Origin of the sequence: Pseudomonas sp. NPDC086581, assembly GCF_044746165.1 — a bacterium.
In the GTDB taxonomy this organism is placed as follows: domain Bacteria; phylum Pseudomonadota; class Gammaproteobacteria; order Pseudomonadales; family Pseudomonadaceae; genus Pseudomonas.
The window spans coordinates 163,052-177,363 of the sequence record NZ_JBIVBR010000001.1; the positions used below are offsets into that span (position 1 = coordinate 163,052).

12 protein-coding genes and 1 pseudogene are annotated in these 14,312 nt (G+C 66.3%); 6 read left to right on the forward strand and 7 right to left on the reverse strand.

The window, feature by feature from the left end; translation table 11 throughout:
• Positions 1 to 165 precede the first annotated feature (165 nt).
• The 3 genes from ACIPK7_RS00740 (at position 166) to ACIPK7_RS00750 (ending at position 2,775) form a co-directional block, all read left to right on the forward strand.
• The gene (locus ACIPK7_RS00740; RefSeq protein WP_401084444.1) at positions 166 to 933 is read left to right on the forward strand and encodes an AraC family transcriptional regulator; all 768 of its coding nucleotides are present in this window, start codon (positions 166 to 168) and stop codon (positions 931 to 933) included.
• A 686-nt stretch (positions 934 to 1,619) separates the two neighbouring features.
• Positions 1,620 to 1,781, forward strand: a complete 162-nt coding sequence (locus ACIPK7_RS00745) for a DUF1427 family protein (protein ID WP_401084446.1) — start codon at positions 1,620 to 1,622, stop codon at positions 1,779 to 1,781.
• A gap of 37 nt (positions 1,782 to 1,818) precedes the next feature.
• Entirely contained in the window at positions 1,819 to 2,775 is a 957-nt protein-coding gene (locus tag ACIPK7_RS00750) for a zinc-binding alcohol dehydrogenase family protein (protein ID WP_401084449.1), read from the forward strand.
• Positions 2,776 to 2,841: 66 nt separating this feature from the next.
• On the opposite strand, the gene ACIPK7_RS00755 is transcribed toward ACIPK7_RS00750, so the two are convergent.
• Together ACIPK7_RS00755 and ACIPK7_RS00760 are read right to left on the reverse strand one after the other, a co-directional pair.
• Positions 2,842 to 3,630 (reverse strand): TenA family transcriptional regulator, encoded by a 789-nt coding sequence (locus tag ACIPK7_RS00755; protein WP_401084452.1) that lies wholly within the window; start codon positions 3,628 to 3,630, stop codon positions 2,842 to 2,844.
• A 76-nt stretch (positions 3,631 to 3,706) separates the two neighbouring features.
• Entirely contained in the window at positions 3,707 to 6,157 is a 2,451-nt protein-coding gene (locus tag ACIPK7_RS00760) for an EAL domain-containing protein (RefSeq protein ID WP_401085552.1), read from the reverse strand.
• A 351-nt stretch (positions 6,158 to 6,508) separates the two neighbouring features.
• Here ACIPK7_RS00760 and ACIPK7_RS00765 point away from each other — a divergent pair, with 351 nt between their 5' ends.
• Together ACIPK7_RS00765 and ACIPK7_RS00770 are read left to right on the forward strand one after the other, a co-directional pair.
• Positions 6,509 to 7,597 carry a helix-turn-helix transcriptional regulator gene (locus ACIPK7_RS00765; protein WP_401084454.1) on the forward strand — a complete coding sequence of 363 codons (1,089 nt, stop codon included), beginning with the start codon at positions 6,509 to 6,511 and terminating at the stop codon, positions 7,595 to 7,597.
• 123 nt (positions 7,598 to 7,720) lie between these two features.
• Positions 7,721 to 8,608 carry a class I SAM-dependent methyltransferase gene (locus ACIPK7_RS00770; protein WP_401084457.1) on the forward strand — a complete coding sequence of 296 codons (888 nt, stop codon included), beginning with the start codon at positions 7,721 to 7,723 and terminating at the stop codon, positions 8,606 to 8,608.
• Here ACIPK7_RS00770 and ACIPK7_RS00775 read toward each other — a convergent pair whose 3' ends face one another.
• The 5 genes and pseudogenes from ACIPK7_RS00775 to ACIPK7_RS00795 form a co-directional block, all read right to left on the reverse strand.
• A complete protein-coding gene (locus ACIPK7_RS00775) occupies positions 8,609 to 10,402 on the reverse strand; it encodes an ABC transporter ATP-binding protein (protein ID WP_401084460.1) in 1,794 nt (597 codons plus the stop codon).
• Positions 10,395 to 11,030, reverse strand: coding sequence for a DsbA family protein (locus ACIPK7_RS00780; RefSeq protein WP_401084463.1), 636 nt, complete (start codon positions 11,028 to 11,030; stop codon positions 10,395 to 10,397). Before ACIPK7_RS00780 ends, ACIPK7_RS00775 begins: the two co-directional genes overlap by 8 nt.
• 3 nt (positions 11,031 to 11,033) lie before the next feature.
• Entirely contained in the window at positions 11,034 to 11,969 is a 936-nt protein-coding gene (locus tag ACIPK7_RS00785; RefSeq protein ID WP_401084466.1) for a rhodanese-related sulfurtransferase, read from the reverse strand.
• A 203-nt stretch (positions 11,970 to 12,172) separates the two neighbouring features.
• Positions 12,173 to 12,481 carry a BolA family transcriptional regulator gene (locus tag ACIPK7_RS00790; protein WP_192430324.1) on the reverse strand — a complete coding sequence of 103 codons (309 nt, stop codon included), beginning with the start codon at positions 12,479 to 12,481 and terminating at the stop codon, positions 12,173 to 12,175.
• Positions 12,482 to 12,533: 52 nt separating this feature from the next.
• A pseudogene (locus tag ACIPK7_RS00795) lies at positions 12,534 to 13,092 on the reverse strand (DUF2059 domain-containing protein).
• Positions 13,093 to 13,213: 121 nt separating this feature from the next.
• Between ACIPK7_RS00795 and ACIPK7_RS00800 the strand changes: the two are divergent.
• Complete coding sequence (locus ACIPK7_RS00800; RefSeq protein ID WP_192430325.1) at positions 13,214 to 14,227, forward strand: DUF2804 domain-containing protein; 1,014 nt, start codon at positions 13,214 to 13,216, stop codon at positions 14,225 to 14,227.
• Positions 14,228 to 14,312 lie beyond the last annotated feature (85 nt).

Sequence of the window (14,312 nt, forward strand, 5' to 3'; positions counted from 1 at the left end):
CTTACACCGCCCAAGGCCCCGTGCGGCATGCCGCCGCACCGTAAAGAATTCGTGACAAGGTGGTGCGCCAGCCTGCCAGTGCGAGTGCCGCGCTCTCGTCAGGGCGCCGTGCGGCGGCTACCATGCGGCCCATCTCCCCGCACGAATCGCACTGTTGCCCGCACTATGGCCCGCGCCGCTCCCCCCGACTTCAATGCCACGCCAGCGTCCCTGCGCGCCCTGGCCCGCAGCTACCCGCGCGGCCTGCACATCGAGCCGCACTCCCACGACTGGGGGCAGGTGCTCTATGCGATGTCCGGGGTGATGTGGCTGGAAACGCCCTCCGAAGCGCTGCTGGTGCCACCCAACCGCGCCGTCTGGCTGCCGCCGCAGGTGCCCCACGGCATCCGCGTGGTCAGCGAGCTGCAGATGCGCAACATCTACCTGCGGCCGGGAACAGCGGATTCCCTCGGCGAGCAGGTGCAGGCATTCGAAGTGGGCGGGCTGTTGCGCGAGCTGATCGTCCGGCTGGTTGAGCACGAGCGCGAACCGGACACCGACTATTACCAGGCACTCTCGCAACTGGCCGTGCTGGAGCTGCAGCGTGCGCGCAGCCTGCTGTTGCGCGTGCCGTTACCGGACGACTCCGACCGTCGCCTGCTGAACCTCTGCCTGGCGGTGATGGCCGAACCGACCCAGGAGATATCCTTCGAGCAGCACGCCGCCGACGCCGGCGCCAGCGTGCGCACCCTCGCCCGCCTGTTCCAGCGAAGCCTGGGCATGGGTTTCGCCCAGTGGCGTCGGCAGGTGCAACTGGCCACCGCGGTGGCGCAGCTCAACGAGGGCCTCGCGGTGAGCCAGATCGCCCATGGGCTGGGGTACCAGCCGGGGAGCTTCAGCGAGATGTTCCGGCGGGAACTGGGCGTCGTGCCTTCGGAGTATTGCGCCAGGTGAGGTTCGGCGTTGGGGCGGTTCGCGGGCAAGCTCGCTCCTACGAAGAGCCGAATTCCAATCCCCGGCTCTGGCTCTGGCTCTGGCTCTGGCTCTGGCTCTGGCTCTGGCTCTGGCTCTGAAAAGTCTTCCAGATAAACGTCCGCGCACTCCGATCGGCCCCGTTCAGGAGGCCTCGTTGAATTGGAGTTTCCGGGGTTGAGCGACATGGATGTCGCGAGAGCGGCGATGGGCCAGGGACGGCCCTTCGCAGCGTGCCCCTGAAACTCCGATTCAACGAGGGAATTTTTCGCCTAGGCGAAAAACCGGATGTCCGGGGCAAGACCTTTTGGTTCCTTTTGGGAGGGCGGCTATCCGACGTTTGCCAAAAGGGACTCTCCCGAGGGGGCGAAACACAAAGCCTGCGCGTACACCGAAGTGGCGCGGGAACACCAAGTCGAAGCAGTCAACAGCACGTAGGGCGCACAACCCGGAACGGGTTATCCGCCAATTACCGCGCGGCGGATAACGCTGGCGCGTTATGCACCCTACGATCTGGCCTCAGCCTTCTCCTGGGCCTGGCACGCTCATCCAATACCCCGTCCATCATCTGTCCGATATTCCGAAGCCAATGACCGGCGGCGCCCCGGCCCGACTCCTAGACTGGCTCCATTCCCGCCAGCCGCCGGCCCCACCCCATGGAGGACAGCATGAATTACCTGATTTCCCTAGGCATCGGCATCGCCGTCGGCCTCGCCTACCACTTCCTCGACTTCCGTTCGCCGGCGCCGCCGCTGGTGGCGCTGGTCGGCCTGCTGGGCATGCAGATCGGCGAGAACGCCCTGCCGCTGCTGACCCGCTGGCTCCACTGACACCCTCTTCTACAACCGATTGCCAAGGACCCGAGCCATGAAAGCCCTGCAATTCGACCGCACCGGCGACCTCGCCGCCCTGAGCTTCACCGAGATCGCCGACCCGGTGCCCGCCGCCGATGAAGTACTGGTGGAAGTCCATGCCGCCGGCCTGAACCCCAGCGATGTGAAGAACGTCCTCGGCCGCTTCCCCTACACCACCCTGCCCCGCGTACCCGGGCGCGATTTCGCCGGCACCGTGGTGAAAGGCCCGACAGAGCTGCTGGGCAAGTCCGTCTGGGGCACCGGCAAGGCCCTGGGCTTCACCCGCAACGGCAGCCACGCCCAGCTGATGAGTGTGCCGACCGGCGGCGCGGCGCTGATGCCCGAGCGCCTGAGTTTCGCCCAGGCTGCCAGCTGCGGCGTGCCCTTCACCACCGCCTGGGACGCGCTGGAGCGCAGCCAGGTCGGCGCCGGCACCCGTCTGCTGGTGATCGGCTCCGGCGCCGTCGGCGCGGCGGCCATTTCCCTGGCCAAGGCCCGTGGTGCCCAAGTGCTGGGCGCGGTGCGTCGCGCCGAGTCGCAGGCGGAACTGCAAGCCCAGAGCGTACCGAGCATTCTGCTGGGCTCGGCGGACACCCTGGCGGCGCAAGTGGAAGAACACTTCCCCGGCGGTGCCGAGGTGATCTTCGATACCACCGGTTTCTGGCTGCCGGCGGCGGTCTCCGCCCTGGCTACCTTCGGCCGCATCGCCATCATCGCCGCGCCGGTGGACGGCCACGTGCAACTGCCGGCCCTGGCCCTGTATCGTCGTGGCGGTTCGGTAGTGGGGGTAAATTCGCTGCTGTACGACACGGTGGCCTGCGCCGCGATGCTCCGCCAGTTCGGCCAGTGGTTCGATGACGGCAGGCTGCCGCTGCCCACCGGCCTGCACGAAGTGCCGCTGAGCGAAGGCGTGCGGCGTTACCACGAGATCAACGAGGGCAGCAGCGAGAAGATCATTCTCGTGCCCTGAGGGTGATTTTGACGTGGCCGGAGAGCCCCTCTCCGAATCCAACCGCTGCGCGAAAAGCCGAAAATCCTATCCCGCTATCTGCATCGGCCCCCGCCGCACATCACCCTGCACCTGCTCCAGCGCCAGGCACTGGTCGAGGAACAGGCGCATGTAGCCGTAGCTCTTGCAGATCGCCTCGCGCAACGCCAGGCAGCGCGGCATGGCGAGCTGCGGGCCGCAAAGGGTGCAGATGATTTCCAGGGCTTCCCAGGGATGATCGTCGTCGTAGCGGGCGTGCATCTTTAGCCAGCGCATGGCGTCCTTGCGGGCGCCGGCCGGCAGGCTGCGTTCGTAGGTATCGGTGGAGCAGACCAGCGCCGACCAGTCGCCGGTCGCGCCTTCGATGGCGTAGTTGGTGGCGGCCATGGCCAGCGCCAGTTCCTCGGTGGCGCAGCTGTGCCAACACCAGTGGCCGAGGGCGTGGAGTTCAGCGGGTACCAGCTGGGCCTTGAGTTCGGCCAGGGTCACGCCGTAGGCCTCGGCCCAGCGCACCCAATAGTCGGCGTGGTTGAGCTCGACGCGGATATTGCGCATCAGCCAGCGCCGCGCCATGTCTTCGCCGGGGCTGCGACCAAAGCGGGTTTTGAGCAGGTTGTGGGACATGTACAGGGGGAACTGCTCCACCACCTGCCAGCCGCCTATGAGGAAGGCGCGCATGGTCTGTCGGCTCAACTGGCCGTCGCGCATGCGCGCGTAGAGGGGATGCTCGATTACCGACAGACGGCTGGTTTCGCATTCCTGCACCAGGCGCTGGGCCCAGTGCGGATAGCTGCAAAGCTCCTTGAGCGGCCCACTGCGAACAAAGGTGTCGTTCATCCAAGGCTCCGTTGCTGGTCGATCCATGCAAGCACCGGTAAATCAGGCCTCAGGTTAGTCCTGTCTTGGCTGCGCGTCACCGTCCGGAGGTTGTGTCGGATGCTACAGCTGCGACGTGCGTTTCACGCAGGAAGCTCCGATTGAAGGGTTGTGGGCGCGCCAGACCGTATCCCTGGGCGTAATCGATGCCGATTTCCCGCAGCACTTCGAGGATTTCCTGGGTTTCGACGAACTCTGCCACCGTGCGCTTGCCCATCACGTGGCCGATCTGGTTGATCACCTGGACCATGGCGCGGTCGATGGGGTCTTCGAGCATGTCCTTGATGAAGCTGCCGTCGATCTTCAGGTAGTCCACCGGCAGGTGCTTGAGGTAGACGAAGGACGACATCCCGGCGCAGAAGTCATCCAGCGAGAAGCGGTAGCCCAGGGCCTTGAGTTCCTGGATGAAGCGGGTGGCGTTGACCAGGTTGGCGATGGCGCTGGTCTCGGTGATCTCGAAGCACACGCTGGCGGGCTCGATGCCGTAGCGCGGCTGCACGTCGCGGAGGAAGTCGAGGAAGGTCTCGTCACCGATGGTAGCGCCGGAAAGGTTGATGGCGCAGGTATGGATCGGTTCGTAACCGCCCTCGGCGTTGCGCTCGGCCAGGGTCCGGAAGGCGTTCTCGACCACCCAGCGGTCGATATCCGGCATCAGGCCGTAACGCTCGGCGGCGGGGATGAAGTTGATCGGCGCCACCAGCCGACCGCACTCGTCGTTCAGGCGCAGCAGCAACTCGACGTGGGCGCCTTCCATCGTGCGGTCGTCGACCGGGAAGATCGACTGCGCATAGAGACAGAAGCGCTCCTCCTCCAGCCCCAGGCGGATGCGCTGTACCCAGGCCATCTCGCCGACGCGGTTGGACAGCTCGGTATCGTCGGGGCGAAACACCTGGGCCCGGTTGCGGCCCTTCTCCTTGGCCATGTAGCAGGCCATGTCGGCGCAGCGCAGCGCCTCCTCCACCGACACCAGCATGGCGGAGATATGCACCACGCCAATACTTACGGTGATGTTGAAGCCGCGGCCCTCCCACATGAAGTGCAGCGCCTGCACGGTCAGGCGGATGCGCTCGGCGATCTGCACCGCCAGGTCCGCCGGGCAGTGTTCCAGGAGGATGCCGAACTCATCGCCGCCCAGGCGCGCCAGGGTGTCGCCGTCGCGCAGGCACTGCTGCAGCACGGAACAGACCTGGCGCAGCAGTTCGTCGCCGGCGGCATGGCCACAGGTGTCGTTGACCAGCTTGAACTGGTCCAGGTCCAGGTACATCAGCGAATGCTGGTCGCGGGAGTCCGCCGAGCTTTCCAGGGCCTGCTTGAGGCGGAATTCGAACTCGCGGCGGTTAGTCAGGCCGGTCAGCGCGTCATGGGTTGCCTGCCACGACAGGCTGGCCATGTACTGGCGCTCGCGGGTCATGTCGTGCAGCACCAGCACCACGCCAACCACCCGGCCATCGGCGTGGATGGGCGTGGCCACCAGGGTCACTGCCACGCTGGTGCCATCCAGACGCTGGATCAGCTTGCTGGTCTCGCTGCCGCCATCCACATCGCCGCGCAGGATCTGCCCCACCAGTGGCAGGCCCTCGACCTGCGAATTCTCGTCGAGTATCCGCAGCAGCGAACGCAGCGGCAGGCCGACGGCCATGGAGTTGTCCCAGCCGATCAGGCGTTCCGCCGCCGGGTTGAAATAGGCAATGCACTCATGTTCATCGAGGGTAACCACGCCGTCGCCGATGGCGGCCAGTGTGGTCTGCGCACGCTCCCGCTCAGTGTCCAGGGCGCTTTCGAAGGCGCGCTGCTGGTGCAGCAGCTTGCGGGTGCGCCAGACCGCCAGGAGGATCAGCGCCAGGCCGGTCAGCCCGTTGAGCACCAGCAGCACCCACATGATCATCCGCGAACCCTGCCCGAGCGCGGCGGAGAAGGCCATGGCAGCCGGCGTGACGCCGTCGTTGATGGCCTGGATTCGGCTGTTCCAGTAGCTCAGGTCGCCGGGGCGGACGTCATTGGCGCGGATCTTCGCGCTCATCTCGTCGGACAGTTGCTCCAACTGGTCGAGGTAGGCGTCGCCGATGATCCACATCTTCACCGCCTGGTCGAAGTAGCTGTACTCGTGGAAATAGCGGTACAGCCAGATCAGCGCGGCGACATCGTCGGGATGGATGCCCCCCTGCAAGGCCCCGGCGCGGGCTAGTTCCAGGTCGGGTTGGCTGAGGTCGAGGGCAGCGCGGAAGGTACGGTCACCCTGGGGTATCGCGATGGCGGTGCGATAGCGCTCGTAATCCTCCGCGTCACGGCTCTGGCCATAGAGTTGCAGGTAATGGATGGCGTCCTTCTGGCCCTTGGACCAGAGGCTCTCACCGCCGACGTAGGCGCGCACGCCTGAAAGAATTATGAAGCTGCCGCTGCCGATCAGCGTCTGCAGCAGGACCACGACCATGAACGGCCAGACCAGCTTGAGCAGACGCGTCGTACGCTGGGTCGGCAATAGCCCCATTGCATCCATAACCAGTTTCGCCTTCCTTCTTTGAATTTCTGGCAGGCCACGGGGTGCGGTGAAGGCTCGCCCTGGGACTTTTCTATCAGGCCGCCCCTTCCTTAACTTCTAGCCGATCACGGGAATTCCTCAAACCGCCGGTGCGAGCCTGGGCGTCCGAAGTCCCGCCGTCCGGCGGAAAACTGCGTTTTTACTGGGCGAAACGCCCTTTATCGCTCTCCGACCGCTCCTTTGAGAGCGAACGATCAGCGGCCTTGCGACAGTCAAGGCCATGTGCCATACCTCTGTCGTGCAATTTGCAAAGAAAAGCGAGCAACCGACGGAGCGGCCATGCCACGGCGGGATATGGACATGCGGTACGACCGGCTGGTGGGCCTGACTTACGAGTGCGTGCTCGACGAGGCCAACTGGCTGCCGCTGCTCACCGAGCTGATCTGCGCCAGTGGCCGCCAGCAGGGTGCCCTACTGTTCTGGGACCAGACCGAGAGCGGTGCGCTGGCCAGCGAAATCAACCTCTGCGACCCCGGCGCCATCGAGACCTACAACCGCGAGTTCTGCACCATCGACCCGTCCAAGGGTTTCATGCTCCACCGCCCGGTCGGCCACTGGTATCACGACCGCGAGGAGTACGGCCCGCAGCGCATGGCCCGCGACCCTTACTATCAGGAGTTCCAGCGCCCCAACGGCATGCACAACGTGTCGTGCCTGAAGCTAAACGAGCAGGCCAATTCCGGCGTCTACCTGTCAGTGCTGACCAGCCTCGGCGCACGCTACCCCGGTCCGCAGGAACAGACCTTGCTGACCCGTCTGAGCGAACACCTGATCCGCGCCGCACGGATGTTCGGGCGCATCGACGAGATGCGCCAGCAGTTGGCCCACCGCGACCTGCTGCTGGACCAGCACCCCACCCCGCTGTGGCTGCTCGAAGGCAACGCCCGCGTGCTCTACGCCAACCAGGCCGCGCAACAGCGGCTCGGGCTGCGCGGCGGGCTGTTCCATGAGGTTTTCGGCCGCCTGCACTGCCGCCAGCACGACGCGAAACTCCAGGCCCTGGTACGCCACGCCGCGCCCAGCGCCGGCAAGGGCAAGGGCAAGGCCGGCTGGCTGCCGCTGAGCGATGGCAGCGGGCAGGAACTGCTGGTCACGCCAGTGCCCGCCGAAGCCAGTTTCAACCAACCTTTCCAGCGCCCGCTGGTGCTGCTGGCGCTGCTCGACGCGCACCGCCAGAGCCGCCTGCTGGGCGAACTGTTCGGCCTCACCCCGGCCGAACAGCGCCTGGGCGACCTGCTGGTCCGCGGGCTGACGCCCGAACAGTGTGCCGACCAGCTTGGCACTTCGATCAATACGGTGCGCAGCCAACTGCGTGCGTTGTTCCGCAAGACCCACACCAGCCGCCAGGCCGAACTGGTCAGCCTGCTGGTGCGGCTCGGGCAGCGCTGAATTTTCGCGTCGTCATTCATTCAGATGATGGCCCGGGGCCAACCGGCTCCTAAGGTGTTGGACGGATCACCGGCAAGGCCGGTGGCGCTTTCTCATCACTGAGCGGTATCCCAGGTGGACGGCATGGACAACGGCACCCAGCAGAATCCGAACTCGCTAACCGAAGCCATCGAGCAACTCGAACAGCAGCTGCGTCACCTCCGGGACGACGAGACCGACCTGCTGGCGCTCGCCACCGGCAGCGCGCCGCCGGCCGAAGCCCCGCGCGTGGTGCCCTTCCCCCGGCGCCGCGAACGGCCGATGGGGGAAGGTGCCGGCAACGCCGTGCTGATGGACTACCTCTACGGCATCGACAGCACCCTGCGCTCGCTGCTGCCCGACGGGCCTACCGAGGAGTTGTTCCGCTACGCCAGCTCGGCGCCGGCATCCCGCGCGCTGCGCTCACGCCGCCAGCTGCTGGCGCGGGAGATCGACCGCTGCTGCCAACAGCTCAGCGGCCAGGCGCGCATTCTTTGTGTAGGCTGCGGACACCTGCGCGAGGCCGAGTTGGCGCGCTCGCTGCGCCATGGCCAGTTCCGCCAGTTCACCGCGCTGGATGCGCAGGCGCTGTCCCTGCAGACGGTGGAGGCCAGCTATGCCGCGCTCGGCGTCCAGACGCAGCAATGCAACCTGGACGACCTGTTCTACGGACGGCAGGACCTCTGCCATTTCGACCTGATCTACTCGCCGGGCCTCTACGAGGTGCTGGACGACCACGACGCCCGCGACCTGACCCGCAACCTGTTCGCCCGCCTGCTGCCCGGCGGGCGCCTGCTGATGGGCAACTTCCTCCCCGGCGTGCCGGACATCGCCTACCTCGAAGGCCTGCTGGACTGGCGCCCGCACTACCGCAACGATGCTGCCCTGCTCGACCTCCTGCTGGGCATTCCCTACAACGACATAGGCAGCGCGCGGGTCTTCCACGACCTGGGCAATTGCGTGGCCTTCCTCGAAGTCACCCGCTACGGCTGATCAGCCCTGCTGCAGGTGGCCGTAAAGGCGCGCATAGAGCCCGCCTTCGGCGATCAGTTGCTGGTGGTCGCCGTCCTCGGCGATACGCCCGCCGTCGAACACCAGCACGCGGTCGGCCTGTTTCACCGCGGACAGGCGGTGGGCGATGATCAGCGTGGTACGGCCTTCGAGAAAGCGCTCCAGCGCCTGGTGCAGGGCGTACTCGGTGGCGGCATCGAGGGCGGACGTGGCCTCGTCAAGGATCACCACCTTGGGTTCGGCGAGCACCATGCGGGCAATCGCCAGGCGCTGCCGCTGGCCGCCGGAGAGACGTACACCGGAACGCCCGACCACGCTGTCCAGTCCCTGCGGCAAGGCGCGGATGGTGTCCGCCAGCTGCGCTACTTCCAGCGCGCGCCAGCAGGCTTCGTCGCCGCGCTCGCGCCCCATGGTCAGGTTGGCGCGCACCGTGTCGTTGAACAGCGCCGGGTGCTGCAGTACCACGGCCACATGCTCGCGCACGCAATCCAGACCGATCTCCTCCAGCGCCGCGCCGCCGTAGCGGATGCTGCCGGACTGCGGCTGGTAGAGGCCCAGCAGCAGTTGCACCAGGGTGCTCTTGCCGCCGCCGCTGGCGCCGACGACGGCGACTTTCTCGCCGGGAGCGATGTCCAGGTCCAGGCCATCGAGCACAAGTTCGTCGCGGTAGGCGAAGCTCAGGTCGCGCACCTGGATGCCGACACTGGTTTGCCCGGCGAACGGATCGCGGCGGTGCTGGTAATGCGGCTCGTCGGCGCGCGCCAGCAGCTCGTTGATGCGGGTCAGCGCGCCGCCGGCGGCGTAGAAGGCGTACTGCAGGCTGAGCAGTTGCTCCACCGGGCCGATCATGAACCACAGGTAGCTGAACACCGCGAGCATCTGGCCGATGGACAGGTCGGAGAACAGCACCGTGAGCATCGCGGCGGCGCGGAACAGGTCGATGCCGAACTGGAACAGCAGCCCGCTGGCGCGCCCGGCGGCATCGCTCTTCCACTGCGAGGCGACGGCGTAGTCGCGCACTTCGCGGGCGCGCACGCCGAGGCGGCCGAGGAAGAAGCCCTGGCGGTTGCCGGCGCGCACTTCCTGGATGGCTTCGAGGGTTTCGGTCAGCGCCTGGGTGAAGCGCGAGGTGCTGTCGTTCTCCAGCTTCTTCAGGTGCTTCACGCGCTTGCCCAGCTGCACCGTGGCGAAGATCACCAGCGGGTTGAACAGCAGGATCAGCAGCGCCAGTTTCCAGTGCATCCAGATCAGGATGCCGGCGGTGCCACAGAGGGTCAGCAGCGCCACCAGGAAGCGGCTCAGGGTATCGCCGACGAACTTGTCGAGGGTGTCGAGATCGGTCACCAGGTGCGCGCTGACCGAGCCGCCGCCGAGGGTTTCGTACTCGCCCAGAGCGATGCGTTTAAGGCGCTCGATCAGGCGCAGGCGGATGCGGTACACCACATCCTTGGACAACCGCGCGAACAGCTTGGCCTGCAGCACGTTGAACACCAGCGCGCAGCTGCGCAGCACCAGGGTTACCAGCAGCATCAGGCCGATGTAGCCGACCGGTTTGTGCCAGCCTTCGGGCAGCCAGTGGTTCATCACCTGCAGGGCCGCGTCGCCCTTGCCCAGCAGCACCTCATCGACCAGCAGTGGCAGCAGCAGCGGGATCGGTACGCTGCAGGCAGTCGCCAGCACGGCGACCAGGTTGGCCAGCAGCAGGGCCTTGCGATGACGGAAAGCAAGCCGGCGAATTTCCGCCCAGCTCAGGCGGTCAGCGACCAGCTCAGGCATGCCGCGCGCGCTCCAGCCAGCGCTCCAGCAACGGGGCGAGTTCGCCCAGCGGCTGGTAGCCGTTGGTCAGCAGGGCCAGTTGGCCGTCGCGCTCGGCCAACAGCGTGGGGAAGCCGGCGATGCCCAGGTCGCGGGCCCAGGAAAAATCGGCCAGGGTCGCCAAGTGGTTGTCCTGGCTGTCGAAGGCTTCGGCGAATTCGATGCGCGGCAGGCCGACCTGCTCGGCCAGTTCGGTGAGCACGCTGGCCTGGGTGACGTCGCGGCCTTCGGCGTAGAACGCCCGCTGGATTTCACCGACCAGCGCCCAAGCGCAGTCCTCGTCCAGGCGGCGCGCGGTGACCACCGCACGGCAGGCCGGCTCGGTGTCGTAGACGAAGCCGTCGGGCAAGGCGTTTTCGAAGCGGAACGGCTGGCCGGTGGCTTCATGCACCGCCTGCCAGTGTTCGAGGATGTAGCGCTTGGTGGTCGGTTCCAGTGCGGCGCCCTGCCCCGTGCGCAGCCCGCCCATTACCAGCGCCAGCGGCACGCCCGCGGCGCGCGCCTGCTCCACCAACTGCCCGGCCACCGGGGCGAACCCCCAGCACCAGGAGCACATCGGGTCCATCACGTAGAGCAGGCGGCTGGTCATGGATCAGTTCTCCGCGCGGGGATCACGGCCAATGGGATGTGGCTGGTTGCGCTGGCGCGCCAGTTCGATCTGCTTCTGCCGCTCGCGGGCGCTGGCGCGGGTCTTCTCCGACAGCGAGTTCCAGCAGTGCGGGCAGCTGATACCGGGGGCGTAGTGCTCGGAAGCGCGGTCCTCGACAGAGATCGGGTTGCGGCAGGCATGGCACTGATCGTAGTCGCCTTCGGTCAGGTCATGGCGCACGGTCACGCGGTTGTCGAACACGAAACAATCGCCGCGCCAGAGGGTCTGCGCCTCGGGCACTTCCTCCAGGTACTTGAGGATGCCGCCCTTGAGGTGGAAGACCTCTTCGAAGCCTTCGTTGAGCATGAAGCTCGAGGCCTTCTCGCAGCGGATGCCGCCGGTGCAGAACATCGCGACCTTCTTGTGTTTCACCGGGTCGTAGTGCTCGCGGATGTAATCGGGAAACTCGCGGAACGACTTGGTCTTCGGGTCGATGGCGCCCTCGAAGGTGCCGATGGCCACTTCGTAGTCGTTGCGGGTGTCGATCAGCAGGACTTCCGGGTCCGAGATCAGCGCGTTCCAGTCCTGAGGCTCGACGTAGGTACCGACCTTGGCGTTCGGGTCCACGCCCGGCACGCCGAGGGTGACGATTTCCTTCTTCAGCTTCACCTTGGTGCGGTAGAACGGCTGCTCGTCGCAGTACGACTCCTTGTGGTCGACATCGGCCAGGCGCGGGTCGGCGCGCAGCCAGGCGAGCAGGCCGTCGATGCCAGCGCGGGTGCCGGAGACGGTGCCATTGATGCCTTCCTTGGCGAGCAGCAAGGTGCCCTTCACGCCGTTGTCCAGCAGGGTCTGCAGCAGCGGTTCGCGCAGGGCGACGTAGTCGGGCAGGGAGACGAACTTGTACAACGCCGCGACGACGATTCTTTCGGTGGTCATGCATCACTCCAGTGGTCGCCCGCGTAAAGGGCGGACCGGGCTTCTTTGGGAACGAACGTTTGGAAACGAGCGTTTGGAAACGAAAGCTGATCGACAGCTGAAAATGACAGCGCCGGCAGAAGCCGGCGCTGGGAGTCGCATTCTACCGGAGCGGGGCGAACCCCGCACGCGGTTGGTCGGCCACCGATCAGTGCATCAGACTCTCAATGCAGATCATGCTTGCTGCCGCCACGGCAGGTTGGCGAATCCGGTGCCGCGCCCTGCTGCGCCCACTCCTCGGGGGTGTAGGTGTGCATGGCGAGGGCGTGGATCTGGCCCATCAGCTCGCCGAGCGTGGCGTAGACCTTCTGATGCCGCTTCACCGCGTTCAGCCCGGCGAACGCCGGGCTGACGATCACGGCCTTGTAGTGCGTTTCCTGTCCGCGGCTGTGCATGTGGCTCTCGTCGAGCACCTCGAGGTGCTGGGGTTCGAGGGTGCCCAGGGCGGATTGGAGTCGGTCACGCATGCTCATGTCGGGTCTCGCTGGCAGTCAGTACGGTTCAGGCAGGTGGAAATCAGGACGATCAGGGCTTCTTGGCCGGAGCCGCCGGGGCCTTCACGCCCAGTTCCTTGTCCATGTCGGCCATCAGCTTGTTCACCGGCTCCACCGCGGTCTGCAGTTTGGCCTGGGTCAGCTGGGCGGATTCGGCGGTCAGGCGCGGCATCTTCTCCAGCACCTTGCGGCCCAGGGGCGATGCGTAGAAGTCGTTCAGCTGCTTGAGCTCGGATTCGCTGAAGTTGCTGGTGTAGAGCTTGACCAGTTCAGGCTTGAGCTTGTCCCAACCCACCGCGCGGTCCAGTTCGGCGTTGGCCTTGGCCTGGTAGCGGTCGAGCACGGCCTTCTTGCTGTCCGGCGCCTTGGCCTGGGCGAAGCGCTGGGCGAGCATCTGCTGGACTTGCGCGTAGACCGGCACGGTCAGCTTGTCGGCATGGACCTGCTTGAGGAATTTCTCCGCCTCGGCGTTGGCGTCAGCCAGTGCCACGGAACTGAAGCCAACCAGAAGTGCTGCGGTGCAGAGGGAACGAAGAACGGTCATGGGGCAGTCCTGTGAGTCTGAAGGGTGTCCGGGTGGGACCCGCCATTCTGCGCCTAAGTTCGGAATGTGCTCAAGAGAGTGCCAAATGACATGGAAGTGACCGGCTTCTCTTGTAGGACAGTTCATGAAACGTCATGCTGCGGCGCGTTGCCACATGGATGTGACCGATGAACACCCTCACCCACCCGCCGACGCTCGCCGCCGCGCCGCCCCTGTGCGATGCACGCGGCCGCCTGAACAGTTCGGCCGTGGGCTGGTCGTCGCGGCCGCAGACGCTCTGCCAGCTTTCCGGCAACGCCGGCCGGCGCAAGCGCTGGAACCACTGGTGCATCAACGCGCCGGGCTGGATGCTCTCGATCACCATTGCCGACCTCGACTACCTGGGCTACGGCGCCGTGTACTTCCTCGATCTGGAAACCGGACGGTCAGTGCACCGCACCCAGTTCAGCCCCTTCGGCCTGGGCTGCCACCTGCCGGACACGCCGAACCAGACCCATGGCTTCGAACACGGCCAACTGCGCCTGGGCTTCGACGAGCAGCCCGGCCAGCTGCGCATCACCGCCTGCGCGCCGAACCTGGGCGGCCAGCCGCTGAACCTCTCCCTGGAAGTGCAGCGTCCGGCGCACCTGGAGTCGGTCAACCTGGTGGTGCCCATGGGTGGCAAGTGCTTCCACGCCTGCAGTCGGCAGATGGGCCTGCCGATCAGTGGAAGTCTCACCCTCGGCAACAAGACCTATCGCTGCACCGAGGGCCAGAGCTTCGCCGCGTTGGATTTCGGCCGCGGCGTCTGGCCGTTCAATACCCAATGGACCCGCGCCGCCTTTGCCGCACCCGGTGGCATCGCCGGCAACTTCGGCGCCGGCTGGACGGAAAACAGCCACCTGAGCGAGAACGCCCTGTGGTTCGGCGGCGAGCTGCAGGCCCTGGACGGCCCTGTGGATATCCGTCAGTCCCCGCACGACCCGCTGTCACCCTGGCAGTTGAACAGCAGCGATGAGCGCGTCGACCTCATCTTCACCCCCCGCAAGCTGCACCGCGCCTGCCCGCGCCTGGGCCCGCTGTTCGCCGAGACCTGCCAGTGGTTCGGCCGCTTCGACGGCTCGCTGCGCAGCGCCGAGGGCGACCTGGTACCGGTCAATGGCGCACTGGGCTGGGTCGGCTCCACGCACGCTCGTTGGTAACTGCCTGTCCGTGAGCCTCGCACGCCATCCAAACCGCTCTATCACGGCCATTGAGCCAGAGTGGAACCCGGAAGCCTCGTAGCGG

Coding starts and splice junctions, on each gene's coding strand:
- ACIPK7_RS00760 (WP_401085552.1), bottom strand. CDS start 6,157: ATGGGGCTATTGCCGACCCAGCGTACGACGCGTCTGCTCAAGCTGGTC.
- ACIPK7_RS00745 (WP_401084446.1), top strand. CDS start 1,620: ATGAATTACCTGATTTCCCTAGGCATCGGCATCGCCGTCGGCCTCGCC.
- ACIPK7_RS00770 (WP_401084457.1), top strand. CDS start 7,721: ATGGACAACGGCACCCAGCAGAATCCGAACTCGCTAACCGAAGCCATC.
- ACIPK7_RS00750 (WP_401084449.1), top strand. CDS start 1,819: ATGAAAGCCCTGCAATTCGACCGCACCGGCGACCTCGCCGCCCTGAGC.
- ACIPK7_RS00785 (WP_401084466.1), bottom strand. CDS start 11,969: ATGACCACCGAAAGAATCGTCGTCGCGGCGTTGTACAAGTTCGTCTCC.
- ACIPK7_RS00790 (WP_192430324.1), bottom strand. CDS start 12,481: ATGAGCATGCGTGACCGACTCCAATCCGCCCTGGGCACCCTCGAACCC.
- ACIPK7_RS00765 (WP_401084454.1), top strand. CDS start 6,509: ATGCGGTACGACCGGCTGGTGGGCCTGACTTACGAGTGCGTGCTCGAC.
- ACIPK7_RS00740 (WP_401084444.1), top strand. CDS start 166: ATGGCCCGCGCCGCTCCCCCCGACTTCAATGCCACGCCAGCGTCCCTG.
- ACIPK7_RS00800 (WP_192430325.1), top strand. CDS start 13,214: ATGAACACCCTCACCCACCCGCCGACGCTCGCCGCCGCGCCGCCCCTG.
- ACIPK7_RS00780 (WP_401084463.1), bottom strand. CDS start 11,030: ATGACCAGCCGCCTGCTCTACGTGATGGACCCGATGTGCTCCTGGTGC.
- ACIPK7_RS00775 (WP_401084460.1), bottom strand. CDS start 10,402: ATGCCTGAGCTGGTCGCTGACCGCCTGAGCTGGGCGGAAATTCGCCGG.
- ACIPK7_RS00755 (WP_401084452.1), bottom strand. CDS start 3,630: ATGAACGACACCTTTGTTCGCAGTGGGCCGCTCAAGGAGCTTTGCAGC.